Genomic DNA, 23568 nt, shown 5'->3' on the forward strand with positions numbered 1-23568 from the left:
TACGGGTGTTATTTTAAAGCCGCAGGTTAACCATAACCTTACAAAGCCTGTGGTTTTTCTTCCCAAGGACACCCTATGAAAACCTCACTCTTCAAAAGTCTCTATTTTCAGGTCCTGACAGCCATCGCAATCGGTATTTTGCTTGGTCACTATTACCCTGAACTTGGCGCACAAATGAAACCGCTTGGCGACGCATTCGTTAAGCTCATCAAAATGGTCATCGCCCCGGTGATCTTCTGTACCGTCGTGACGGGCATCGCTGGCATGGAAAGCATGAAGGCGGTAGGCCGTACCGGTGCAGTGGCGCTTCTCTATTTCGAAGTGGTCAGTACCCTTGCGCTGATTATTGGTCTTATCATCGTGAACGTGGTGCAGCCCGGCGCGGGGATGAACGTTGACCCGTCGACACTGGATGCTAAAGCGGTCGCGGTGTATGCCGATCAGGCGAAAGACCAGGGGGTAGTGGCCTTCCTGCTGGACGTTATCCCAGGCAGCGTCATTGGTGCATTTGCCAGCGGCAACATTCTGCAGGTGCTGCTGTTTGCCGTCATGTTTGGCTTTGCCCTGCACCGTCTGGGCAACAAAGGCCAGCTGATCTTTAACGTCATCGAAAGCTTCTCGCAGGTCATCTTCGGCATCATCAATATGATCATGCGCCTGGCGCCCATTGGGGCCTTCGGTGCGATGGCATTCACCATCGGTAAGTACGGTGTGGGTACCCTGGTGCAGCTGGGTCAGCTCATCATCTGCTTCTATATCACCTGTATTCTGTTCGTGGTGGTGGTGCTGGGCTCAATCGCCCGCGCGGCAGGGTTCAGCATTTTCAAATTTATCCGTTATATCCGCGAAGAGCTGCTGATTGTTCTGGGGACCTCTTCATCAGAATCGGCCCTGCCGCGCATGCTCGATAAGATGGAAAAGCTGGGCTGCCGTAAATCGGTGGTGGGGCTGGTCATCCCGACGGGCTACTCCTTCAACCTTGATGGCACCTCGATATACCTGACAATGGCGGCCGTGTTTATCGCTCAGGCGACCAACAGCCATATGGACATTTTCCATCAGGTTACCCTGCTGGTGGTGCTCCTGCTCTCGTCTAAAGGGGCCGCAGGTGTCACTGGCAGTGGCTTTATCGTGCTAGCGGCCACCATTTCCGCGGTCGGACACCTGCCGGTGGCGGGTCTGGCGCTGATTCTCGGTATTGACCGCTTTATGTCTGAAGCCCGTGCCTTAACCAACCTCGTAGGTAACGGTGTGGCAACGGTAGTCGTGGCAAAATGGGTGAAAGAGCTGGATCACAAAAAGCTCGACGATACGTTAAATAATCGCCAGTCAGACAGCAAAACTCCTGGTTTATCCTCTTAATATTGTCACAAATGCTCGCATTCCCTTGTCGGGATGCGGGCTCCTGCGCATAATAACTGTTCGTACCTGTCATAATTCGACAAGATTTTTTTTGGGTATATTTCACTTCTGACCGTGACGTTTTGTAGAACACGCGGTCTAATCGACGTGTTTTCATCGTCATCTTTTAGAGTGAAACGCGTCGCGAGACACTCTCTTTAACCAGGAATGTTGATCAGGGGTTCACATGCAGGGCACAAAAATTCGACTCTTAACCGGCGGTTTGCTGATGATGGCAGCAGCCAGTTATGTGCAGGCAGATGCGCTCCAGCCAGACCCGGCCTGGCAACAAGGGACACTAGCGAACGGTTTTCAGTGGCAGGTTTTAGCCACCCCACAACGTCCGAGTGACCGTGTTGAAATCCGTCTGTCTGTCAATACCGGCTCCCTCACGGAAAGCACTCAGCAAACCGGTTTTAGCCATTTTATTCCCCGACTGGCGCTCACGCAGAGCGGCAGTTTGCAAGCAGTTCAGGTGCGTTCGCTCTGGCAACAGGCCATTGATCCGAAACGCCCGCTTCCGCCGGCAGTGGTCTCGTATGACTACACCATGTTCAACCTGAGCCTGCCAAATAACCGTAACGACCTGCTCAAAGAAGCCCTTACGTATCTCGCCGATGCGTCGGGCAATCTGGCGATTACGCCGGAAACCGTTAACTATGCGCTGAGCAACAGTGACATGGTTGCCACCTGGCCTGTGGACACCAAAGAGGGCTGGTGGCGTTACCGCCTGAAGGGTTCAACGCTGCTTGGGCATGACCCGGCCGAGCCGCTGAAACAGCCGGTGGACGCTGAGCAGGTAAAATCGTTCTACCAGAAATGGTACACCCCGGACGCGATGACGCTTATCGTGGTGGGGAATGTGGACAGCCGTGCGGTGGTGGAGCAGATCAACAAAGCGTTTGGCGAACTGAAAGGCAAACGCGAAACACCGGCCCCTGTCCCAACGCTCTCTCCACTGCGTGCAGAGCCTGTCAGCATTATGACGGATACCGTTCGTCAGGATCGCCTCTCCGTCATGTGGGATAACGCCTGGCAGCCAATTCGTGAGTCAGCGGCGCTGCTGCGCTACTGGCGTGCCGATCTGGCACGTGAAGCGCTGTTCTGGCACGTTCAGCAGACGCTCAGCAAGAATAACGTGAAGAATATCGGTCTCGGCTTTGACTGCCGCGTGCTGTTCCAGCGTGCACAGTGTGCCATTAACGTTGAATCGCCGGGCGATAAGCTGAATGCGAATCTGGGCGTGGTGGCAAAAGAGCTGGCAAAAGTGCGCAAAGAGGGCCTGTCGGAAGAAGAGTTCAATGCGCTGGTCGCGCAGAAAAAACTTGAGCTGCAGAAGCTGTTTGCAACGTATGCCCGCGCCGATACCGACATTCTGATCAGCCAGCGTATGCGCTCACTGCAGAATCAGGTGGTGGATATCGCGCCGGAGCAGTACCAGAAGCTTCGTCAGGACTTCCTGGAGGGGTTGACCGTTGATATGTTGAATCAGGACTTACGTCAGCAGCTGTCGCAGGAAATGGCGTTGATTCTTCTGCAGCCGAAAGGCGAGCCGGAATATGACATGAAGGAACTTCAGTCGACCTGGAATACCATTATGGCCTCCGCGCCGCAGCCATCGCAGGCTGCTACGGCAGATGATTTGCACCAGGACGCAACGGATATCCCGCAGGGGCAGTAATGCCCCTCATTCAAAACCCTCTCCCTGTCGGAGAGGGTTTTTTTTACTGTGGCATTGCCTCACGCGGAATAATTGCCCCGCGATACTGGATCACGGTGCTCGCCGTCAGGTGTCCACGCTGGGCCGCCGCTTCTGGCGTCCCGCCCGTCAAACGCACCGCCAGATAGCCCGCACTGAATGAATCACCCGCCGCCGTCGTATCAATCACTTTCTCTTTCGGCAACGTCACCGCAGGAACGTCGATGACGGCTTCACCTGCGATGGCGACCAGACATGAATCAGCCCCGCGCTTAATCACCACTTCACTTACGCCGGCGGCCTGCGTACGCGCAATCACCTCATCAACGGGTTTCTCACCCCACAGCGCATCTTCATCATCGAGCGTCAGGAAGGCGATATCGGTGCATTGCAGTATCTGCTGATAAACCTGCTGCGTCTCTTCACGGCTGGCCCACAGGCGCGGACGGTAGTTATTATCGAAAATAACCTTGCCGCCATTGGCGCGGCATTCACGCAGTAACGACAGCAGCTTTTCACGGCTGGCTGAGCTTAAAATAGCCAGGCTAATCCCGCTCAGATAAAGATAATCAAAGGTGGCTAACGCTTCGCAGATGGCAGCCGCAGCGTCGCTCTCCAGCCAGAATTTGGCCGCGGCTTCGTTACGCCAGTAGTAGAAGGTCCGCTCGCCGGTATCGTCGGTTTCAATGTAGTAAAGCCCCGGCAGGCGGTTTTCCATACGCTGTATCAGCGAGGTGTCCACCTGCTCACTCTGCCAGGCTTCCAGCATTTGCTGGCTGAAACTGTCCGTCCCCAGGGCGGTGACGTAGTTCACGGTAAGGGCCTCTGGGGCAACCTGACGGGCAATATAAACGGAGGTGTTTAACGTATCGCCACCAAAACCGCGGCTGACTTCCGCGCCTTTTTGTGACAGCTCAATCATGCATTCGCCAATCACGGCAATTTTCTTGGTCATAGTCGTGAACCTGAACAGAGTAATTTTCGGTAGTGTGCGCTGAGTGAATTATGCGGTCAACTATATTAAAACGACGTTCCATTATTTTATTTGAGCCAGCGCGTGTTCCTGTTAATTTCTGCCCGCTTAATTTCATTTTCCCGGTGAATTGAACATAAAGTTCTCAATTGCCGGGCCGATAACCCTTTGACGAGTCCAGAAAGGCCATCCAACAACAGGACATCTGAAATGAAGTCAGAGCAGGTTATCCAGCGGCTGAGCACTACGCCTGAGGCAAGTATTGAGAACTTGCAGGAGCATCGCTACTGGCTGCAATGTGAGCGTGCGTACACCTATCAGCCGATCTACCGAACGGACGGTCGACTGATGGCTATTGAAATTTTGACCGTCGTGACGCACCCGTCAAACCCCTCACAGCGTATCGCACCGGACCGCTATTTTGCCGAAGTTGCCGTGCGCCAGCGCCTGGATGTGCTGGAAGAACAGCTCCGTATGCTGGCAACCAAACAGGCCTTTTTCGAACAGCACGCTATCCTCGCCTCGGTCAACGTCGATGGACCCACCCTGCTGGCGCTGCGCCAGAACGCGAAATTACAGGAGCTGATCGCCTCCTTACCGTGGATGCGCTTTGAGCTGGTGGAGCATGTTCGTCTGCCACAGGACTCATCATTTGCCTCGATGTGCGAATTCGGCCCGCTGTGGCTGGATGACTTTGGCACCGGGATGGCGAACTTCTCTGCCCTCAGCGAAGTGCGTTACGACTACATTAAAGTGGCCCGCGACCTGTTCATTATGCTGCGCCAGACCCCGGAAGGGCGGAATCTGTTTACGCTGTTATTACAGCTGATGAACCGCTACTGCCAGGGCGTGATAGTGGAAGGTGTGGAAACGCTGGAAGAGTGGCGTGATGTGCAAAATTCTCCCGCGGCGGCGGCACAAGGCTATTTCCTCTCTCGTCCGGTCCCAATGGATACCCTCGATTCCGTGATAACGATCCTCTGATCTGCCCGCTTCCCTTTGTCTGAACTATAGTTTTACAGGTAAGGTCATCAGGAAAGGGGATAACAATGACAAAAACAACCAGGGTAATCGCCTGGACAGCAGGGATTTTATTGTTGTTGATCGTGGTCGCCGTCGTCATTATCGCGACGTTTGACTGGAACCGCCTTAAGCCGACCATCAACCAGAAAGTCTCCACCGAACTCAATCGCCCCTTCGCCATACGCGGCGATCTCGGGGTGGTGTGGGAACGCCAGAAAGAGGAGACCGGCTGGCGAAGCTGGATCCCCTGGCCACATGTCCACGCCGACGACATCATTCTCGGCAACCCGCCGGATATTCCTGACGTGACAATGGTGCATCTGCCCCGCGTAGAAGCCACGCTGGCCCCGTTAGCGCTACTGACCAAAACGGTTTACCTGCCGTGGATCAAGCTTCAGCAGCCCGATGCGCGTCTGATCCGCCTTTCCGAAAAGAACAACAACTGGACGTTTGATCTCGCCAGCAGCGACGAAAAAGATCCCAATGTGCAACCCTCATCATGGTCATTCCGTCTCGACAATATTCTCTTCGATCGCGGGCGGATCGCCATCGACGACAAGGTCAGCAAAGCTGATATCGAGATCCTGGTCGATCCGTTGGGCAAACCGCTGCCGTTTAGCGAAGTGACCGGCGCAAAAGCGAAGGGCGATAATGCCAAAGCCGGGGATTACGTTTTCGGCCTGAAGGCCGAAGGACGCTACAAAGGGCAGCCCCTGACCGGCACCGGTAAAATTGGCGGCATGCTGGCGCTTCGAAGCGACTCGACGCCGTTTCCTGTGCAGGCGGATTTCCGCTCCGGGAACACGCGGGTGGCCTTCACCGGGACCGTCAACGACCCTATGAACATGGGGGGCGTTGATCTGCGGCTGAAATTTGCCGGTGATTCGCTGGGTGAACTGTATGAACTCACTGGCGTCCTGCTGCCAGATACGCCACCGTTTGAGACGGACGGGCATCTGGTGGCAAAAATCGACACGGAAAAATCGTCGGTATTTGATTATCGCGATTTCAATGGCCGTATTGGCGACAGCGATATCCATGGCTCGTTGACCTACACCACCGGAAAACCGCGTCCGAAACTGGAAGGCGATGTGGAGTCTCGCCAGCTGCGGCTGGCCGATTTGGGGCCGCTGATCGGGATTGATTCCGGTAAAGGCACGAAATCAAAAGAGGTGAAGAAAGATCGCCAGCCGGCGGGGAAAGTCCTGCCTTACGATCGCTTTGAAACCGATAAGTGGGACGTAATGGATGCGGATGTTCGCTTTAAAGGGGGCAAAATCGAACATGGCAGTACGCTGCCGATCAGTAATCTTTCGACCCATATCCTGCTTAAAAATGCCGATTTACGCCTGCAACCGCTGAAGTTTGGTATGGCGGGTGGGACCATCTCATCGAACATTCACCTCGAAGGCGATAAAAAGCCGATGCAGGGGCGTGCCGATATCAAGGCCCGCCGGCTCAAACTGAAAGAGCTGATGCCGAACGTGGAATTGATGCAGAAAACCCTGGGTGAAATGAACGGCGATGCCGATATCCGCGGCGTGGGGAATTCTGTGGCTGCACTGCTCGGGAGCAGTAACGGTAACCTGAAGCTTCTGATGAATGACGGGCTGGTGAGCCGCAACCTGATGGAGATCCTTGGGCTGAACGTCGGGAACTACGTCATCGGGCAAATCTTCGGTGATGATGAGGTGCGGGTGAACTGTGCGGCGGCCAACCTGGATCTGGTCAACGGCGTGGCGCGCCCGCAAATTTTTGCCTTCGATACGGAGAACGCGGTCATCAACGTGACCGGCACCGCCAGTATGGCCTCCGAGCAGCTTGATTTAACCATCGATCCGGAAAGTAAGGGGATTCGTATCATCACCCTGCGTTCGCCGCTCTACGTGCGTGGGACCTTTAAAAATCCGCAGGCGGGTGTGAAACCCGGTCCGCTGATTGCGCGCGGCGCGGTGGCGGCAGCACTCGCGACGCTGGTTACGCCAGCGGCGGCGCTGTTGGCGTTAATTTCGCCGTCAGAAGGGGATGCGAATCAGTGCCGGAACATTTTGTCGCAGATGAAAAAATAACGTACGGCTTTCGGGACCTTTACCCTCTCCCTGGGGGAGAGGGTATCAGGCCGCGGTGAATTACAGAGACTGGTGCTTCGTCTCGTGGGTCAGCAGCAGGGCAATCAGCGTCAGCGCTGCCATGGCGGCCAGGTAAACGCCCACGTAGAACAGGCCATAATTTGCCTGCAGCCAGGTGGCGATATAAGGCGCAACGGACGCACCCAGAATAGAGGCAACGTTATAGGAGAACGACGCGCCGGTATAACGCACTTCCGTCGGGAACAGCTCTGGCAGCAGCGCGCCCATCGGGCCGAAGGTCAGGCCCATCAGGCTCAGACCAATGAGCAGGTACGCCATCACCAGCGCAGGGCTACCTGAACCCAGCAGCGGCGGGAAGACGAACAGGGCAAACAGAATGATCAGCGTGGTGATAACAATCATGCTTGAGCGACGACCAAACTTATCCGCCAGCAGGCCGGCAATCGGCACCATGACGCCAAACCCAATGACCGCCATCATCAACATCCACAGCACTTCGTTACGCGGCAGGCCGAGCCCAACCGGCGCGGCGGCGGTGCTGAACGTCATTGAGTAGACCGTCATGATATAGAACAGCGTGTAGGTCGCGAGCATGATAAACGTGCCCAGTACCGTCACGCGGACGTGTTTAGTCAGCAGCGTACCCAGCGGCACTTTTACCTGTTTTTTCGCGGCGGCAACTTTAGCGAAAACCGGCGTTTCGTGAAGCGACACGCGGACATACAGGCCAATCAGCACCAGCACGGCGGAGAAGACGAACGGAATACGCCAGCCCCAGCTCATGAACTGTTCATCCGTCAGCAGCCAGGAGAGCAGCAGGAAAGTCCCGTTCGCAAAGAAGAAGCCAATCGGTGCACCAAGCTGCGGGAATGAACCGTACAGCGCGCGTTTGCGTGCCGGTGCGTTCTCCGTGGCCAGCAGCGCCGCACCACCCCATTCACCGCCCAGCCCCAGACCCTGACCAAAACGCGCCAGCGCCAGCAGCATCGGGGCCAGAATACCAATGGTTTCGTAGGTAGGCAGCAAGCCGATAGCGACGGTGGAGATCCCCATCGTCAGCAGCGAGGCCACCAGCGTGACCTTACGGCCGATGCGATCGCCAAAGTGTCCAAACAGGGCAGAGCCAATCGGACGCGCAACAAACGCGATCGCAAAGGTAGCCAGAGACTGCAGCGTGGCTGCCGTCGGGTCACCCTGCGGGAAGAAAATATGCGGGAAGACAATGACCGCGGCGGTGGCATAAATGTAAAAGTCGAAGAACTCAATGGCGGTGCCAATCAGCGAGGCGACGACAACTTTGTTTCGCGAGTTAACCGGCGCGGTTTCCGCACCGGAGTCGAGTGTTGTGGCTGTTGCTTGCATAATATTTTCTTATTTTTAGTCGGACGAAAGGCCATATTACGCACAGCAAAAGCGACATTTCAATCTGTAACAAAGCCGCGCACTGGTGATAAAAGTAACAAAGAGCGGATAATGTTCAGGCCAGACAAAACACTTCTATGAAATGCTTCACAGTTTTCAGATATCAGCTGATCAAACTGGTTTTTGGTTAAATAAAAGTTACGGACTGGATTTATATGCTGAAATGATGAATCGGGCTGAAGTTTCAGCCCGGGAGAGACGTTATCGGTGTGTTTTACCCGGCATGCGCGGGTCGTCTTTGTACTCGGCGGTGGCAATCCATGCCGCGCAGAACAAGGTCAGGCGGGCGAAGAAGTAGAAGAACGCCATCAGCCCCAGCACCGAGCCAAACGCCGCGCCAGAAGGGGATTTCACCAGCGATGGCAGAGTGTAAGTCATCACAATTTTGATCACTTCAAAGCCTATCGCCGCAATCAATGTGCCGCGGATCAGCGCCTTCTTACGCGGACGATGGCGGGGCAAGCGCCAGAAGATCCAGAAGAACAGCAGATAGTTGGCGAAGATGGAAATAGCCAGTCCAATGCCGCGCCACGCGGGCTTCAGCCACTCGATGTAATCCAGATAGAGCGCAGAGATAATCATCTGCTGCGCCGAACCGGCGACGGAGGTGATGGAGAGCGTCACAATCAGCGCGACGAGCAGGCCAATCAGCGAAACAAAGTCGCGAAGATACTTAACCCAGATTTTCTCCTGGTCCTGAGGCTTACGCTCCCACACCTCGCGCGACTGGGCGCGAATGGCCTCGCGGAGGTTGCCCATCCAGTTAATCCCGGAGTAAAGGGCAATCAACAGACCGACGATACCGACCGTCGTACGTTGCTGTACGGCGGTATTAATGGTGTTTTTGAGCGTGGTGGCGAGGGTCGGATCACTGACGTTATTCAGGATTTTATTGAAGATATCCTGAAGCAGCGTTGGGTGTGACGCGAGCACAAAACCGGCTGCGGCAAAAGACACCATCAGGATCGGGATCATCGATAAAAAAGAGAAATAGGTGATGGCAGCCCCAAACTGGTTACCCATGCGGTCATTAAACCGCTCTGTCGCGCGTATCAGGTGCGCAATCATGGGGAACTGCTGTATCCGCTCTGCCAGGCTGGTGACAGTCCCCAGCGCTTTGCTGGCGGTGCCTGGCATTTTTACTTCTTCGGGCCCGGTTTCCATCTTCTGGATGGGTTCGTAATCTAAATGTTGGGTAGGTCGTTGCGGGTTGTTTTCCGGCGTCACGCGACTTTTCCTTTTCGTTTGGCTGGATGTTATTGAATTATAGCTTGCGACTAATCCACGTAAGCTTTTGTGAGTGCAGTCAGCCACTCCATAAACAGATGTACCCGACGGGAGAGGTTGCGCCGGTGGGGATAAATCAGCGATACCGGCATCGGTTCCGCCCGGTACTGCGGGAGAACTTCAATCAACTTCCTGGTGCGCAGAGCGTCACGCACGCCAACGCGCGGCACCTGGATAATACCTAGCCCGGCGATACAGGCCGCCTGATACGTTTCTGTGCTGTTGACGGTCAAAACCCCGCCCGTCTTCACCCACTGCGTCGACGTGCCGTTATAAAACTCAAAGCCCTGGGGACGTGTTCCCAGCGTGGCGGCGTAGTGAATGACGGCGTGTGAACCCAAATCTTCCAGCGTTTCCGGATAGCCAAAACGCGTGACATAATCCGGGCTGGCGCAGTTAATCACCGACAGCTTGCCCAGCGGGCGGGCGATAAGTCCCGAGTCTTTGAGCGCGCCGACGCGTACCACACAATCAAACCCTTCACGAATAACATCCACCAGGCGATCGCTGCTGCTAAGTTCCAGCTCGATGCCCGGATATTGCTGCAGAAAAGCAGGCAGTTTGGGGATGACTAAATTTCGAGCAACGCTGACGGGCATATCCACGCGTAACCGACCGCTGATGGTGGAGGGGTCATGCTGGAACATACCGTCCAGTTCATCCAGGTTTGTCAGAAGATCTTTTGCCCGCTCGTAATACACCATGCCGTCCTGCGTCAGGCTTACGCGACGCGTGGTTCGGTGCAATAGCTGGGTTCCCAGTCGGTTTTCCAGCGCCTGAATTTGCCGCGAAACACTGCCTTTCGGCAGCGTCAGTGACTCCGCCGCCCGGGAAAAACTCTCCAGTTCCGCGACACGAACAAACAGCTGCATTGCGTGAATTTTATCCATAGACGAAGCTCATTGTTGTTGCAATTGAAACAGTGAAGCGCTCTGCGACATCTTTATTGATCTTCTATCACCTAATAAGCTCTTTCTCAATCTCCACAACAGTCAAAACGAGGTTTCTTATGTCTGAACGTATTGCATTAGTCACAGGTGGTAGCCGTGGTCTGGGTAAAAACGCGGCCTTAAAGCTGGCAGCAGACGGAACGGGAATTATCCTGACCTATAACCGAAGCCAACAGGACGCGCTGGATGTTGTGCACGAAATTCAGCAAAAGGGCGTTAACGCGGCCGCATTGCAGCTCAACGTCGGAGATGTTGCCAGTTTCGACCTTTTTGCCGCTCAACTTCAGGAAATCCTTAAGACCGTATGGCAGCGTGAAACCTTTGATTATTTATTAAACAACGCCGGGACGGGCTTGTACGCGCCCTATGCCGAGACAACGGAAGCCCAGTTTGATGAGGCGCTGAATATCCATTTCAAAGGGCCTTTTTTCCTGACGCAGCGTTTGCTTCCCTTGCTGAACGACGGTGGGCGGATCCTGAACGTCTCCAGCGGGCTGGCCCGTTTTACGCAACCCGGTTCCGGCACCTATGCGGCAATGAAAGGGGCGATGGAAGTGCTGACCCGCTACCAGGCGAAAGAGCTGGGCGCGCGCGGTATCTCCGTCAATATCATTGCTCCCGGTGCGATAGAAACCGACTTTGGCGGCGGACGCGTGCGTGACAACGCGCAGCTTAACCAGATGCTGGCAACGCAGACGGCGCTCGGGCGCGTAGGGCTGCCGGATGATATCGGTGATGCCATTGCGGCGCTGCTCAGCGATAAACTGGGCTGGATGAATGCGCAACGTATTGAAGTGTCAGGCGGTATGTTCCTGTGATGCCTTCGCTTAAGGGGAAGGAACCTCTTAAGGAAATCCTCAAATTGAATGTGTCCAGATACTGGGAGATATAAATAACACTGGTGGATTTGTAACGTCTCCGTTCATTGAGTTTTTTCTTAAATAATGCCTCTGTAGAATCTCCCTTCGCAACTCTCAGAGGGAGAAAAACGATGCGGGTAATTATGTTTGACAGGCAGTCCCTGTTTATTCACGGAGCGATACACAGTCTTCAGAAATTAATTCCGGAAATAAATATTACGGGAAGCTGTCAGGCAGAAGATATACGGGCGCAAATTTCAGCGTCACCCTCTGCTATCGTCATGATTGACGGGAATTTAATTGAGGATGAGGGGATCGCCTGGCTGGAAGCGATCATGCAGCGTTTTCCGACGATACGCGTGGTAATGGTTCTGGCTAAAAAAGAGGCCCGATGGGTTGAACAATTGCTGCAGCGAAACGTGATGGCCATTGTTCCCCGCAATGCGCACCCGGAGCGCTTTTCCGCGGTGCTGGATTCGGTCTCCCGAGGAATGGTGTGCTTCCCCGGTGAGTGGGTGAGGCAACCGTCGGCGCCGCAGGCGTTATTATCCTTAAGCGAACGCCAGCGCGAAGTCCTGAAGTTACTGGCGGCGGGGGAGTCCAATAAAGAGATCGGGCGTAATCTCAACATCAGCGCCGCCACGGTGAAAGCGCACCTGGAAGCGCTTTTCCGCCGCCTGGAGGTGAAAAACAGAACCCAGGCCGCGATGTACTATACCCGGGCGACGGCCTGAAGAATTGCGGTCGGTAGTGAGGTCGTCTCACCGAAACTGAGCATCATCAACACCAGCGCGTCGTGCTGCTGTTGGGTTAACGGGCGTTTAAATTTTTCCCGCAGCAGCGTTTCGCACAGCTGAATATCATCGTAAAGTAAATATTCAGCCTGTAGCGGCGTGATAAGACGCTGAAAACATTCGCCCTGGCGAATAACATGGCCATAGCCAATAACCCATAAACCGTTTTCATCACGATATTTCTCCAGAGAAAGCCCCTGGTGTTTTTTTATTAACGCAATGGCGGCAGAAGATATCTTCAGCGCATGACCTTTCATATTCGTTTCCTCTTAATGGCAATATTGTAGAGGAAACGACACACGCGAAATATCCGCCAAATGGCTATAGGTCAGGAATAATTGCTGAGATATTCCTGCTTCAATAAACCGAACAGCCAGTCATTATGCCATTGTCCGCCAAGGTAATAACTCTCGCGTAACTCACCTTCCAGACGAAAGCCCGTTTTTTCCAGCAGGCGTCTGGAGGCGATATTCCCCGCCGTGACGGTGGCGGTGAGGCGGCGTATGCCGCCCTGATGAAAGGCGTAACCGCACAGCGCCTGCAGCGATTCGAAGCCGTAGCCTTTCCCCTGGGCCGCAGGTGCAAAAAGAAAACCCACTTCCGCGCAATCGTCATCGCGATGAATATAACCGGTGACGCCGAGCGGTACGCCGGAGGTGGCGTCACGCACAACGAGGCAAAGCCAGTGCGCGCTGCCCGGCGTCCAGGGCGTCAGACGAGATTCGAACGCCTCGCGGATCGCCTCCACGGGGCGATCTTCCGCGACAAAACGCATCACCTCGGGGTCGTGCTGCAACGCCAGGAAAAAGGGCCAGTCATGGTCTTGCAGCGGTGAACAGATAAGACGCGATGTCGTTAAGACAGGCATTCAGATTCTCCTGAAACATTTAAAATGATTTTCGTGGTGTCACTTTATTTCAACAGAAAGTCAGGTATGGTTAACCTCGTATAAATAAAAAGAAAAACGGCCATTACGGGCCCATTCTGGTTGTCTTCGTTGTCGCTTAAGGAAAACAATGACTCTCAGCACAGCACACCCTATCCGCGAACAGTTCGAACACTGTCTGGCGGTTATTCGCCAGGCCTCGGTTGAAATTTTACTTCTCCTGAATGTACATGTTTCTGAGGGAAAAGATCCACGCTGGTTTCTGGAACAACTGGACAGCGCGCGTTTAGGCCTGGGGGGCTGGAATGCGGTTGCGAAGACGCTCAATTTGAATGACGCGGAGATGTCCGAATTCACGCTGCAATTGCGTCTGCTTCAGCAGCGTGTTCCTCAGTACGAAAGCGGTCAGGATGTCAGTGAAAACCAGCTGATTGCCGCGATGCGGTTTGTGACTACGCTGGAGCACCTTCGTTTGCAACAGCCTCTTCTGACCTACAGCACCGAAGTGGCGCCTGGCAGTGAACTCCAGCAGCAACAGGCGCACAAGCAGGTGCGTACGATTGAGTTGATGATAAAAGGGCTCATCCAGCAGGCCTGGCCCGATCAGGTGCGGCTGAATAACCATCTTAAAACCCTGTTTAACGCGGACCGCGTGCGGCGCTGGCTGAAGCTTGGTGACATCAATGATGTGCTGAGTGGCATGATGTTCAGTGAGCTGGCACAGATGCTGGTGGATAAAAAAGAGTTCAGCCGCTACTACGCCTCGCTGTTTAGCGATCCGTCAATGCTCACGCTGATGGTGGAACCGCGGAAAACCCTGCAAACCTTCCTCGATGATATTCGGCAAATCCGCAACAATATTACCGTGCAGAAAGCGTTAAGTTCGGCGCAAATCCAGCTGCTGGATAACTACTACACGCAGATCACCCGACCGGTTCAACGTGCTTTTGAAGAGGGGAGAACCCGCGTCAACCCGGCCGGACTGATGGCGGTGGATGCCAGCGAGCTGCATGCTTTCTGGGAAAAGGCGCAGAAAATGGATCGTGTGACCGGCGGGGATCTCTTTGAGGTTCGTGACACGATTGAAAAACCGACCCAGCGCGCACCGCGCACGCCAGAACAGCGTGAGCAGCTTATTTCCGGCGCGTTATGGGGGGCGGTTGGCGTGATGGTGATTGCCATTGTGGCGGGCGGCTTCTGGCTGGTAACCAGCAGTAAACCCCAGCCTGCAGCCGGGAACGTTGCAGAAACGGCCCAGCCTCAGGAGATGCGCGAAACCCCCTCCTCGCGCGAGACGCTGTCGCGCATGGGCGTGACCTGGGACGAGAATAATTTCCGCTCGGCGATTAACCGCAATGATACCCGGGTGGCACTGCTGTTTTTGCAGGGAGGGATGGACTGGAAGCTCTCCTGGACGGAAGAGGCGATGTCGGCTGACTATGACGACGTTCTGGAGCTGATGTTGCGCTACCGACAGAACATGGTGGAACAGAAGCCGTGCCGGCGCTTTATCAACACGCTCAGCCATGCCATGTCGAATGGCGAGTCCCTGACGTCAATGCGTAAACAGTATCTGAAGGCGTTTTGCACCGTGCCTGCCGTGGTGAAGCGCCAGCAGCATGATCTGGATTTGGCGACGCGTCGGGCACAATCACAGCCGGATGCCACCACAAAAAAATGGCAGTCCATCCAGACCGCCATTTATGAAGTGATTCGTTAATCCTGTCTTCTCCCTCTCCCGGGAGGAGAGGGATGGAATACGGGCATCAGACCGCAGAAGGTCACGGCTCCCCATACAACCCAATCAACCGCCGTACCACGCCGTTAGTCCAGCCGAAGCCATCCTGCAGCGGGTACTCACCCCCGCCCCCTTCGCGCGGCGTACTGCTGGCGATGTGATATTTCTCAATCACCTTATGGTGGGCTTTATAGAAATGATTCACCGTCTGCAGCCAGCTCCAGGCAATCTCATCGCCCAGCGAGTCATTGCCGTACTGTTTGAAGCCCTGAATCGCCATCCACTGCAGCGGTGCCCAGCCGTTGGGTTTATCCCACTGCTCGCCGGTCTCGTACTCGGTGGCCAGAATCCCGCCCGGCGTCAGCAGACGTGCTTTTACCGCATCAGACAAGCGTTCAGCCTGCTCGTGGGTCGCCATGCCAACGTACAGCGGCACAATGCTCGCCGCTGAGAACAGCGCCATGACCTCGCGGCGCCAGTCGTAGTCGCGGTAACAGCCATTCTCGTCATCCCACAGATACCGGTTCACCGCGGCGCGGCGATCGCTGGCTTTCTGGCGGAACAGTTCCGCGGTCTCTTTATCCCCTTTCGATGCCGAAATATTGGCGATCGCGCTTTCCAGTTTGAACAGGAACGCGTTCAAATCGATAGGGATAAACTGCGTGGTGCGGATGCTGGCAAGTCGGCCAGGCTCCCGCAGCCAGCGCGAGGAGTAATCCCAGCCGGAGGCCGCACCTGCGCGCAAATCGCGATAAACCTCATTCGGCGGACGGCCAGAGTGACGGGCGGTTTCCACATCCTCAATCCATGATTCATCGCGCGGCGTGTCACGGTCGTCCCAGTAGCGGTTTAACAGCGAGCCATCCGGCATACGCACCGCACTGCGATAGGCCTGATTAAGCAGCAGCGATTCCGCCCCGTCCATCCAGAAGGCATGCTCCATTTTGAGGTGTTCAAGGTAGCGCTTTGCACCGCGCACACCATCCTCTTCAAACAGCTCCACCATCAGGGCAAATACCGGCGGCTGGGAGCGGCTGAGATAATAGGTACGGTTACCGTTCGGGATATGGCCGTAGCGTTCAATCAACCACGCGAAGTTATCCGCCATACATTTCAGCAGATCGTTACGTCCGCTCTCTGCCAGACCCAGCATAGAGAAGTAGGAATCCCAGTAATAGGTCTCACTAAAACGCCCGCCGGGCACGATATAGGCCTGCGGCAGCGCCAGCAGAGAGGACCAGGGGATGTGGTCCTGCGGCTCGCGCGTCAGCACGGGCCACAGGCTGTCAATGTGCTCTTTTAGCGACAGGCCGGGGTCGGAGACATATTCCGTGGTATAGGTCTCTGGCAGCCAGAAGTGGTTCTCCACGAACCGGCGCAGGTCGAAATCCCGGTGGCGCCTGACCTTGCGATAGCGGATCAGAATATCTAGAGGATCCATCTTCGGGGCACAGTCGGGGAAGGTTTTGCTGTCCGCAAACAGCCGTGTCGACTGCACGTGCTCGAACAGTTCCAGATAGCGATCGGCGGGCGTCAGAGCATCAGAGGCGGGTAGCCCCTCAATCATTTCGGGTTCCGGCTCCGCCTCAATCATTTCATCCAGTTTTAACTCGCAGGGATCGGTCTCGTAGCGCAGCTCTTCTGCAATCTCGAACTCGATGTTCTCGGCAGCCTGTAGTTTCTGGTTGAACATGGCGATAAGGACCTCCGGTTGTGTGTTCAAAATAACAGTTTTTTCCGGGCGTCTTATAAGCGTAGACATTCGCTTCGGTGTTGGCTGAGGGAAATGTGCGGTTGATCACGTTTTTAAGCGCGGGGTATTTGCGGAGTTAAAACAGTAATTGGCTGAAAAATAAAGGATAAAAGGGATTTTTAGAAAGATTTATGGGGCAAATAATTCAGAGCATTCGTTGTGCAACGATTTATGTCTGAAACAAACGCCCCTCCGCAGAGGGGCATTTTGCTTAACGCATGGTGACAAATTCTTCGGCCGCTGTCGGGTGGATCGCAACGGTGTTATCGAAGTCTTTCTTGGTGGCACCCATTTTCAACGCCACGGCGAAGCCCTGCAGGATCTCGTCCATGCCAAAGCCAATGCCGTGGATACCGACAATCTTCTCTTCCGGACCCACGCAGACCAGCTTCATGCGGCATGGCTGACGGTGAGAGGTGACGGCGGTATACATCGCGGTGAACGCGGATTTATACACTTTCACCTGGTCGTCGCCATACTGCTCGCGCGCCTGGGGTTCTGTTAAGCCCACTGTGCCGATTGGCGGGTGGCTGAAGACCACGGTCGGAATGTTACTGTAGTCCAGATGCTCTTCCGGTTTGTTGTTAAACAGACGCTCAGAGAGGCGACGGCCCGCGGCAACCGCAACCGGCGTCAGTTCGACCGCACCGGTGTTATCGCCCACCGCATAAATGCCCGGAACGCTGGTGTTCTGGAATTTATCGACAACGATATACCCTTTCTCATCGGTTTTAACGCCCGTCGCCGCCAGGTTGAAGTTGTCGTTAGCCGGTTCACGACCAATCGCCCAGATCAGGCAATCCACGGTCTGGCTACGGCCATCTTCCAGCTCAAGCGTCAGGCTACCGTCTGCATTTTTCACAACCGCTTTTGGCACGGCGTGGGTGTGCAGCGTTGGGCCTTCGGTATTCATCACTTCGACCAGCGTATCGACGATCAGCGGGTCAAAGTTGCGCAGCGGCGCGTGTTTACGCACGAACAGGTGCGTTTCTGCGCCCAGGCCATTAATCACACCGGCCAGTTCTACGGCGATGTATCCCGCGCCCACCACGGCAACACGTTCTGGCAGAGCAGGCAGCTCGAAGAAACCGTCGGAGTCGATACCGTATTCCACACCGGGAATATCCGGGTGGCTCGGACGCCCGCCGGTCGCGATCAGGATGTGATCGGCAGTGATCGTCTCACCGTTAACGTCGATCGTCTTCGCATCAACAAAGCGCGCAAAACCATGAATAACATCGACGTTGTTCTTGCCCAGCACATTGTCGTACGAGGTATGAATACGGTCGATATAGGCAGTACGGCTGGCGATCAGCTTGTTCCAGTCAAAGTTATTGATGGTGGTGTCAAAGCCGTAATCCGGGCCATACATATGGATTGCTTCACGGATTTGGGCCGCATGCCACATCACTTTCTTCGGTACACAACCCACGTTGACGCAGGTGCCGCCCAGCGCTTTGGCTTCGATCAGCGCACATTTCTGGCCATACATGGCCGCGCGGTTGATGGAGGCGATGCCGCCGCTGCCGCCGCCGATTGCGATGTAGTCATAATGCTTAGTCATAGCTTTTATCCTTAATCGTGAATTGCCGCGATTGTATACCTGAAATCAATAGTTTCCACCGATGACTGCGATTACTCAGGCACGATCCAACTGACGGTGGCATGGCCCGTTCCGGCCGGCACCAGCGTCTTGTGCAGCCACGGCAGCACGTTGTTCATCTGCGCTTCGAGCTTCCATGGCGGGTTGATCACAATCATGCCGGAAGCGGTCATGCCGCGCTGGTCGCTGTCCGGGCGCACGGCCAGTTCAATTTGCAGAATTTTGCGGATACCGGTCGCTTCCAGATCTTTGATCATGCGTTTAATTTGCGCACGCAGCACCACCGGATACCACAGGGCATAGGTGCCCGTCGCAAAACGTTTGTAGCCGTCGTTAATACCGCTCACTACCGCCTGATAATCGGTTTTGATCTCATAAGGCGGGTCGATCAGCACCAGACCGCGACGGGATACCGGCGGCAGTTTGGCCTTCAACTGCTGGTAGCCATCCGCCTTTTCCACACGGGCGCGGCTGTCTTTCTGGAATTCAGAACGCAGCAGCGGGAAGTCGCTTGGGTGCAGCTCGGTCAGCTGAAGGCTGTCCTGCTCGCGCAGCAGCTGGCGGGCAATCAACGGCGAGCCAGGGTAGTAGCGCAGCTGGCCGTTGCGGTTAAAATGATTCACCACACCAATGTAGGGCTCCAGCTCTGCCGGCAGGTCGTCCTGCTGCCAGATGCGGGCGATCCCTTCCAGGTATTCTCCGGTGCGCTCGGCATGTTCGCCGCTCAGCTGATAACGTCCCGCGCCCGCGTGGGTGTCCAGATAGAGAAACGGTTTATCTTTCTCTTTAAGTGATTCAATGATCAGGCTCTGAACGGTGTGTTTAAGGACGTCGGCGTGGTTGCCTGCGTGAAAGCTGTGGCGATAACTGAGCATGAATGATTGTGTTCCAGGTAGTAAACGTAGGCCTGATAAGCGTAGCGCCATCGGGCAAAAATAGAGCGTATCGCCACAGTATACAGAAAAGTTTATCCTGCCGCGAAAGCGCAACGTCTGGCATTGAAATCCTCTACACTTATCCCCATTCTAGATCGCATATGCACAGCGCCGGATGCGCGCTTCATTCATCTTATTCAACAGGACAGCGTTTATGACCAATCCATTACTGACGCCTTTTTCGTTGCCACCGTTTTCTAAAATCCTCCCTGAGCATGTGGTTCCAGCCGTAACACAGGCGCTGGACAACTGCCGAGCGGCGGTAGAAAGCGTGGTGGCGCAGGGCGCCCCGTACACCTGGGAAAATCTGTGTCAGCCGCTGGCCGAAGTGGATGACGTGCTGGGACGCCTCTTCTCCCCGGTAAGCCATCTGAATTCAGTGAAAAACAGCCCGGAACTCCGTGAAGCGTATGAACAAACCCTGCCGTTGCTCTCTGAGTACAGCACCTGGGTTGGTCAACACGAGGGGCTGTACAAAGCCTATCGCGACCTGCGCGATGGCGACCACTATGCCGAACTCAATACCGCGCAGAAAAAATCGGTCGATAACGCTCTGCGTGATTTCGAACTCTCCGGCATTGGTTTGCCGAAAGAGAAACAGACCCGTTACGGTGAAATTGCGGCCCGTCTGTCTGAGCTGGGTAACCAGTACAGCAACAACGTGCTGGACGCGACCATGGGCTGGACGAAGCTGATTACCGACGAAGCCGAGCTGGCCGGTATGCCGGAAAGCGCGCTGGCGGCGGCGAAAGCGCAGGCCGAAGCTAAAGAGCAGGAAGGCTTCCTCTTAACCCTGGACATCCCGAGCTACCTGCCGGTCATGACCTACTGCGACAATCAGGCGCTGCGCGAGGAGATGTACCGTGCGTACAGCACCCGCGCTTCCGATCAGGGCCCGAATGCCGGTAAGTGGGATAACAGCCCGGTGATGGCTGAAATCCTCGCGCTGCGTCACGAGCTGGCACAGCTGCTGGGCTTTGAGAGCTACGCCTCCAAATCCCTCGCCACCAAAATGGCGGAAAATCCACAGCAGGTCCTCGATTTCCTGACTGACCTGGCGAAACGTGCGCGTCCGCAGGGCGAGAGAGAGCTGGCACAGCTGCGCGCCTTCGCGAAAGCGGAATACGGTGTCGACGAGCTGCAGCCGTGGGATATCGCCTGGTACAGTGAAAAACAGAAACAGCACCTTTACAGCATCAGCGATGAGCAGCTGCGCCCTTACTTCCCGGAAAACAAAGCCGTTAACGGTCTGTTTGAAGTGGTTAAACGCATTTACGGGATCACCGCCAAAGAACGTACCGACATCGACGTCTGGCATCCGGACGTGCGCTTCTTCGAACTGTATGACGAGAAGAACGAGCTGCGCGGGAGCTTCTACCTGGATCTGTACGCTCGCGAGAACAAACGCGGCGGTGCATGGATGGATGATTGCGTCGGGCAGATGCGTAAAGCGGACGGCTCCCTGCAGAAGCCGGTGGCGTACCTGACCTGTAACTTTAACCGTCCGGTGAATGGCAAGCCTGCGCTGTTTACCCATGACGAAGTGATTACCCTGTTCCACGAGTTCGGCCACGGCCTGCACCATATGCTGACCCGTATCGAAACCGCAGGCGTTGCCGGTATCAGCGGTGTGCCATGGGATGCGGTCGAACTGCCAAGCCAGTTTATGGAAAACTGGTGCTGGGAGCCGGACGCGCTGGCGTTCATCTCCGGCCATTACGAAACCGGCGAACCGCTGCCGAAAGAACTGCTGGATAAAATGCTGGCGGCGAAAAACTACCAGGCGGCGATGTTTATCCTGCGCCAGCTGGAGTTCGGCCTGTTCGACTTCCGTCTGCACGCCGAGTTTAGTCCGGAGCAGGGGGCGAAAATCCTCGAGACGCTGGCCGAGATTAAAAAGCAGGTCGCCGTTATTCCAGGGCCAACCTGGGGCCGCTTCCCGCACGCGTTCAGCCATATCTTCGCGGGTGGCTATGCGGCAGGCTATTACAGCTACCTGTGGGCCGACGTACTGGCGGCGGATGCGTTCTCTCGCTTTGAAGAAGAGGGCATTTTCAACCGTGAAACCGGCCAGTCGTTCCTTGATAACATCCTGACGCGCGGCGGTTCTGAAGAGCCAATGGTGCTGTTCAAACGCTTCCGTGGCCGCGAGCCGCAGCTGGATGCGATGCTTGAGCACTACGGAATTAAAGGCTAACCGTTACGTGAAGATCTGTTTAGTCGATGAAACAGGCGCCGGAGACGGCGCCTTATCTGTTCTGGCCGCCCGCTGGGGCCTGGAGCATGATGATGAAAACCTGATGGCGCTGGTGATGACGCCGGCGCATCTGGAATTACGTAAGCGTGACGAACCCAGGCTCGGCGGGATATTTGTCGATTTTGTGGGGGGCGCTATGGCGCACCGGCGCAAGTTCGGCGGCGGTCGCGGTGAAGCGGTTGCCAAAGCGGTTGGCGTCAAAGGAAGCTATCTTCCGGATGTGGTGGATGCCACGGCGGGTTTAGGGCGCGATGCGTTTGTCCTGGCCTCGGTAGGGTGTCACGTGCGGATGCTGGAGCGCAATCCGGTCGTGGCCGCGCTGCTCGACGACGGGCTGACGCGCGGCTATGCCGACCCGGAGATTGGACCATGGCTGCAGGCGCGCTTGCAGTTGATTCACGCCTCCAGCCTGACGGCGCTGACCGATATCACTCCGCGTCCGCAGGTGGTCTACCTCGACCCGATGTTCCCGCATAAGCAGAAAAGCGCGCTGGTGAAGAAAGAGATGCGGGTGTTCCAGTCGCTGGTCGGACCGGATTTAGACGCGGATGGTTTGCTGGCGCCTGCTCGTCAGCTAGCCACGAAGCGCGTGGTGGTGAAACGCCCGGACTATGCGCCGCCGCTGGCGGACGTGGCCACGGCCAATGCGGTGGTTACCAAAGGGCACCGGTTTGATATTTATTCGGGGACGCCGGAACAGGAAGGTTAGGGTGTGCAGTTTGATGCTGTCACCCCAACCCGCGCTGGAAAAAGGCTCGAACGGTTCCCTCTCCCTTTGGGAGAGGGAAAGCAGACTTACTCGTCTTCTTCGTCACGCAGTGGAACAATCAGCATATCCACATGAACGGTGTTAATCAGCTGACGCGCTGAAGACATCAGCTTGCTCCAGAAGTCCTGGTGGTGACCACAAACGACCAGGTCCATATCGTATTTCTTAATCGCATCAACCAGCACCTGACCCAGATCGCCGCTGCCGCTTAAGGTTTCGGTGATAGGGTAGCCCGCGTTGGTGGACAGTTCGCTCAGGGCGTGGTGTGTCTCTTCAGAGATGCGTTTCTGCATATCACCGAGATTGACGTCAATCAGACCGGTATAGAGGTCGGAGTAATTCACATCAACGTGGATAAGAGAAACTTTCGCGTTGTAAGGGCGTGCCATGGATACCGCTTTATCAACCAGCACTTTACTCTCCGGAGAGAGGTCTACCGCGATGAGAATGTGTTTGTAAGCCATAGTGTTACTCCTTCCTTAAGTTATCGATGACTAAATGGAAAAGCCGTCGTCTGATGCTTTCATTACGGCCCAGTAAAACATATTTTTCAAGCTTTGGTGTTGATAACGATTAACCTTGTGGCAAAAAAATTAACGGATCTCCTACACTATTTAATGAGCCGTTCGGATATTAAAACGCGAACCGGATCGACTTTTGTTCATTCTTTCACTGAACTGTCTGTCAGGGCACTGGAGTGCGGTAGCTCAGAGGCCTTGCTTCGTGGGCGTACGCCGGGGAGGATGTATGATTAGCACCGTCGCATTGTTTTGGGCGTTATGCGTGGTTTGCATAGTGAATATGGCGCGCTACTTCTCATCGTTACGTGCGCTGTTAGTGGTACTTCGTGGTTGCGATCCGTTGCTTTATCAGTATGTGGACGGTGGAGGGTTCTTCACCTCGCACGGACAGCCCAGCAAGCAGATGCGTCTGGTAGGGTATATCTATTACCAGCGCTATCGCGATCACCACGATGAAGAGTTTATTCGCCGTTGCGAGCGTCTTCGCCGTCAGTTCATTTTAACCAGCGCCCTGTGTGGTCTGGTTGTGGTCAGCATGATTGCCTTGATGATTTGGCACTGAGCATAAAAAAAGCGGGTCAGTTTCCTGACCCGCTTTTTTATCGCG

Annotated in this window: 20 protein-coding genes; 10 read left to right on the forward strand and 10 right to left on the reverse strand. The window is 55.3% G+C overall.

Annotation, left to right across the window (positions count from 1 at the left end; genetic code table 11):
• The first annotated feature begins 75 nt into the window (after positions 1–75).
• Both AB6731_RS18245 and AB6731_RS18250 read left to right on the forward strand, forming a co-directional pair.
• Complete coding sequence (locus AB6731_RS18245; RefSeq protein ID WP_014172087.1) at positions 76–1362, forward strand: dicarboxylate/amino acid:cation symporter; 1287 nt, start codon at positions 76–78, stop codon at positions 1360–1362.
• 226 nt (positions 1363–1588) lie between these two features.
• Complete coding sequence (locus AB6731_RS18250) at positions 1589–3082, forward strand: M16 family metallopeptidase (protein ID WP_371006638.1); 1494 nt, start codon at positions 1589–1591, stop codon at positions 3080–3082.
• Positions 3083–3125: 43 nt separating this feature from the next.
• On the opposite strand, the gene AB6731_RS18255 is transcribed toward AB6731_RS18250, so the two are convergent.
• Positions 3126–4055 carry a sugar kinase gene (locus AB6731_RS18255; RefSeq protein WP_063925797.1) on the reverse strand — a complete coding sequence of 310 codons (930 nt, stop codon included), beginning with the start codon at positions 4053–4055 and terminating at the stop codon, positions 3126–3128.
• Positions 4056–4283: 228 nt separating this feature from the next.
• Between AB6731_RS18255 and pdeH the strand changes: the two genes are divergently transcribed.
• Entirely contained in the window at positions 4284–5057 is a 774-nt protein-coding gene (gene pdeH, locus AB6731_RS18260) for a cyclic-guanylate-specific phosphodiesterase (protein WP_020884490.1), read from the forward strand.
• Between the two features lie 65 nt (positions 5058–5122).
• Complete coding sequence (locus AB6731_RS18265; protein WP_371006639.1) at positions 5123–7165, forward strand: AsmA family protein; 2043 nt, start codon at positions 5123–5125, stop codon at positions 7163–7165.
• A gap of 60 nt (positions 7166–7225) precedes the next feature.
• Here AB6731_RS18265 and AB6731_RS18270 read toward each other — a convergent pair whose 3' ends face one another.
• The 3 genes from AB6731_RS18270 to AB6731_RS18280 all read right to left on the reverse strand — a co-directional run bounded on the left by AB6731_RS18270 (position 7226) and on the right by AB6731_RS18280 (position 10785).
• Entirely contained in the window at positions 7226–8548 is a 1323-nt protein-coding gene (locus tag AB6731_RS18270; RefSeq protein ID WP_014172082.1) for an MFS transporter, read from the reverse strand.
• 261 nt (positions 8549–8809) lie between these two features.
• Entirely contained in the window at positions 8810–9835 is a 1026-nt protein-coding gene (gene yhjD / locus AB6731_RS18275) for an inner membrane protein YhjD (RefSeq protein WP_020884492.1), read from the reverse strand.
• 50 nt (positions 9836–9885) lie between these two features.
• Positions 9886–10785, reverse strand: a complete 900-nt coding sequence (locus AB6731_RS18280; RefSeq protein WP_014172080.1) for a LysR family transcriptional regulator — start codon at positions 10783–10785, stop codon at positions 9886–9888.
• Positions 10786–10904: 119 nt separating this feature from the next.
• On the opposite strand from AB6731_RS18280, the gene AB6731_RS18285 reads away from it, so the two are divergent.
• Positions 10905–11663: an SDR family NAD(P)-dependent oxidoreductase gene (locus AB6731_RS18285; protein WP_371006640.1), complete on the forward strand. Its 759-nt coding sequence runs from the start codon at positions 10905–10907 to the stop codon at positions 11661–11663.
• 173 nt (positions 11664–11836) lie between these two features.
• Positions 11837–12439 carry a response regulator transcription factor gene (locus tag AB6731_RS18290; RefSeq protein ID WP_020884494.1) on the forward strand — a complete coding sequence of 201 codons (603 nt, stop codon included), beginning with the start codon at positions 11837–11839 and terminating at the stop codon, positions 12437–12439.
• Here AB6731_RS18290 and AB6731_RS18295 read toward each other — a convergent pair.
• Together AB6731_RS18295 and AB6731_RS18300 are read right to left on the reverse strand one after the other, a co-directional pair.
• A complete protein-coding gene (locus tag AB6731_RS18295; RefSeq protein ID WP_020884495.1) occupies positions 12418–12756 on the reverse strand; it encodes a lysozyme in 339 nt (112 codons plus the stop codon). The genes AB6731_RS18290 and AB6731_RS18295 overlap by 22 nt on opposite strands.
• A gap of 71 nt (positions 12757–12827) precedes the next feature.
• Positions 12828–13367 (reverse strand): GNAT family N-acetyltransferase, encoded by a 540-nt coding sequence (locus AB6731_RS18300; protein ID WP_032679188.1) that lies wholly within the window; start codon positions 13365–13367, stop codon positions 12828–12830.
• A gap of 148 nt (positions 13368–13515) precedes the next feature.
• Here AB6731_RS18300 and AB6731_RS18305 point away from each other — a divergent pair, with 148 nt between their 5' ends.
• Positions 13516–15105, forward strand: coding sequence for an STY4199 family HEPN domain-containing protein (locus AB6731_RS18305; protein ID WP_032679187.1), 1590 nt, complete (start codon positions 13516–13518; stop codon positions 15103–15105).
• A 61-nt stretch (positions 15106–15166) separates the two neighbouring features.
• Here the strand turns inward: AB6731_RS18305 and AB6731_RS18310 are convergent, their stop codons facing one another.
• The 3 genes from AB6731_RS18310 to AB6731_RS18320 all read right to left on the reverse strand — a co-directional run bounded on the left by AB6731_RS18310 (position 15167) and on the right by AB6731_RS18320 (position 19354).
• A complete protein-coding gene (locus tag AB6731_RS18310) occupies positions 15167–16816 on the reverse strand; it encodes an alpha,alpha-trehalase (RefSeq protein WP_149376922.1) in 1650 nt (549 codons plus the stop codon).
• Between the two features lie 271 nt (positions 16817–17087).
• Positions 17088–18440: a glutathione-disulfide reductase gene (gorA, locus tag AB6731_RS18315; protein WP_014172073.1), complete on the reverse strand. Its 1353-nt coding sequence runs from the start codon at positions 18438–18440 to the stop codon at positions 17088–17090.
• Between the two features lie 71 nt (positions 18441–18511).
• Complete coding sequence (locus AB6731_RS18320; protein ID WP_020884500.1) at positions 18512–19354, reverse strand: 23S rRNA (adenine(2030)-N(6))-methyltransferase RlmJ; 843 nt, start codon at positions 19352–19354, stop codon at positions 18512–18514.
• Positions 19355–19568: 214 nt separating this feature from the next.
• On the opposite strand from AB6731_RS18320, the gene prlC reads away from it, so the two are divergent.
• Entirely contained in the window at positions 19569–21611 is a 2043-nt protein-coding gene (gene prlC / locus AB6731_RS18325; RefSeq protein WP_025202813.1) for an oligopeptidase A, read from the forward strand.
• A 7-nt stretch (positions 21612–21618) separates the two neighbouring features.
• Positions 21619–22380, forward strand: a complete 762-nt coding sequence (gene rsmJ, locus AB6731_RS18330; RefSeq protein ID WP_025202814.1) for a 16S rRNA (guanine(1516)-N(2))-methyltransferase RsmJ — start codon at positions 21619–21621, stop codon at positions 22378–22380.
• Positions 22381–22466: 86 nt separating this feature from the next.
• On the opposite strand, the gene uspA is transcribed toward rsmJ, so the two are convergent.
• Positions 22467–22904, reverse strand: coding sequence for a universal stress protein UspA (gene uspA / locus AB6731_RS18335; RefSeq protein ID WP_003861223.1), 438 nt, complete (start codon positions 22902–22904; stop codon positions 22467–22469).
• Between the two features lie 283 nt (positions 22905–23187).
• On the opposite strand from uspA, the gene uspB reads away from it, so the two are divergent.
• The gene (gene uspB / locus AB6731_RS18340; RefSeq protein WP_003861224.1) at positions 23188–23523 is read left to right on the forward strand and encodes a universal stress protein UspB; all 336 of its coding nucleotides are present in this window, start codon (positions 23188–23190) and stop codon (positions 23521–23523) included.
• Positions 23524–23568 lie beyond the last annotated feature (45 nt).

Source organism: Enterobacter sp. RCC_40 (assembly GCF_041360735.1).
GTDB lineage: Bacteria > Pseudomonadota > Gammaproteobacteria > Enterobacterales > Enterobacteriaceae > Enterobacter > Enterobacter ludwigii.